Here is a 1,600-nt window from a genome sequence, read left to right as displayed (position 1 = left end):
ATACACCCGAAACAGGCTGATTGGGGGGGGGGCGCAGTGCGTCGGATACCTGCGCCCCGGCATGACAAACACAGCATAACCGCACGGATCAATATCGTCGATATTATCAGGTCACGGGAAATATCTTCAGACGCTGATACGTATGGCACTGGAAATCTCCCGTGAGAATGATACCCTCATTATCGTGATGCCCCCGCGGTTTGATGCAAACAATGCACCGGATATTGAACCGGAGATCAAGACCCTCCTTGCCGGGAAACCCGCAAAGGTTGTGCTGGATTTTGCAAAAACGGAGTATATCGCCAGTGCCGGCCTCCGTGTCCTGCTTGTCGTCACCCGCGACCAGATGAAGGCGGGGGGAAAAGTTGCCCTTGCCGGGATCCGTCCCCAGGTCCTTAAGGTCTTTGATATGGCAGGATTCACCAGCATCTTCACGATCGGTGCAAATCGTGACGATGCAGTAAAGAAAATCAGCTGATTCCGGTTCCCGACAACAAAAAAGACCACAATGGGACTGCTGATGAATACTCACTGCAGTCCATGTTACTTTTTCTCTTCCGAAACTGTTTCGCTTTTGAAATAATCAACCCAGGCCTGGCGCGTCTCCTTCTGCATCAGGCTGCTCTTGAGGTGAAGCCAGAGGGCCACTATGACGAGCACATATGCGAACGTCCGGACCACGATCAGAGGGAACTCGAAGGCCGTGGCGAGCCCTGCAAGCGTTGCTGCGTGGGAGATACCGAAGAGCCCGAAGGCTGCCCCGATAAAAACCGGTAGTCTCTCCCCGCTCTTCCGGTAGCAGAGACAGCCCAGAATCACAATTACAATACAGAGAATCAGATTGACGAAAGGAATGGACAGGAACTGGAGAACCATGATTTCCGCCTGTATTCAACTGTGCAGCAGGTACCAAAACAATATCGGTTTTACTCTGGTTCGGGGCATCCCTTACAGCGGCTGCTCCCAGGTATGGCCACAATCGGAGCAGACGCAGACGACAATGGTCTTGTCGTTGACCGTCTTGCAGTCAGTCCATTCCGTATTCTTGGAACCGCACTTTGGGCAGTTTGCCATCTCTCACCCGGCCCGGAAAATATAGCACATAGTATGTATGGGTATTATTAATACCTCCGCCTCTGCCGAACAAAGGAAAAATCATGAGGGGGCGATCTCGATGCTTTCGCCCGGCGCCAGGATCCTGACCGTAAGGTCGGTTGTCCGTTCAATACCGGTTTTCAGGACAACCGGATCGGCATTGATCCGGTCCCATGTATTGTAATGGATAGGGATGACGATCTTTGCGCCGATGAAATTAGCCGCCATCATGGCCTCGGCAACCCCCATCGTGTACCTCCCCCCGATCGGGAGGAGCGCTACATCGGGATGGTAGAGTTCCCCGATCAGTCTCATATCGGAGAAGAGTCCGGTGTCGCCGGCGTGATAGACCTTCACGCCATCCATGCCGATTACGAAACCCGCCGGTGCACCCCCAGAGAACCCCTCGCCGGCTTCCGCGATAAAGGTCGAATGGAGTGCAGGGGTCATGGTGAACGACACTCCGTCGACAACCTGGGTGCCGCCGATGTTCATGCCCTCGACC

The 1,600-nt window shown here is 54.1% G+C and carries 4 protein-coding genes; 1 reads left to right on the top strand and 3 read right to left on the bottom strand.

What is annotated here, in order from left to right:
- Window positions 1-142 precede the first annotated feature (142 nt).
- On the top strand, window positions 143-478 hold the full coding sequence (locus CW742_RS12345; protein ID WP_292420803.1) for an STAS domain-containing protein: 336 nt from the start codon (window positions 143-145) through the stop codon (window positions 476-478).
- 65 nt (window positions 479-543) lie between these two features.
- On the opposite strand, the gene CW742_RS12340 is transcribed toward CW742_RS12345, so the two are convergent.
- The 3 genes from CW742_RS12340 to CW742_RS12330 form a co-directional block, all read right to left on the bottom strand.
- A complete protein-coding gene (locus CW742_RS12340) occupies window positions 544-876 on the bottom strand; it encodes a hypothetical protein (RefSeq protein WP_292420801.1) in 333 nt (110 codons plus the stop codon).
- A 72-nt stretch (window positions 877-948) separates the two neighbouring features.
- Entirely contained in the window at window positions 949-1,074 is a 126-nt protein-coding gene (locus CW742_RS12335; RefSeq protein WP_292420799.1) for a hypothetical protein, read from the bottom strand.
- 81 nt (window positions 1,075-1,155) lie between these two features.
- Window positions 1,156-1,600, bottom strand: a 445-nt coding sequence (locus tag CW742_RS12330) for a metal-dependent hydrolase (RefSeq protein WP_292420797.1), incomplete at its 5' end; no start/stop codon positions are given.

It is taken from the genome of Methanoregula sp. (genome assembly GCF_002835825.1).
GTDB lineage: Archaea > Halobacteriota > Methanomicrobia > Methanomicrobiales > Methanospirillaceae > Methanoregula.
This window is presented reverse-complemented; position numbering and strand designations above follow the sequence as displayed.

What these genes read in the sequence shown, in the direction of transcription:
- CW742_RS12345 (WP_292420803.1), top strand. Translation starts at nt 143, where the DNA reads ATGGCACTGGAAATCTCCCGTGAGAATGATACCCTCATTATCGTGATG.
- CW742_RS12340 (WP_292420801.1), bottom strand. Translation starts at nt 876, where the DNA reads ATGGTTCTCCAGTTCCTGTCCATTCCTTTCGTCAATCTGATTCTCTGT.
- CW742_RS12335 (WP_292420799.1), bottom strand. Translation starts at nt 1,074, where the DNA reads ATGGCAAACTGCCCAAAGTGCGGTTCCAAGAATACGGAATGGACTGAC.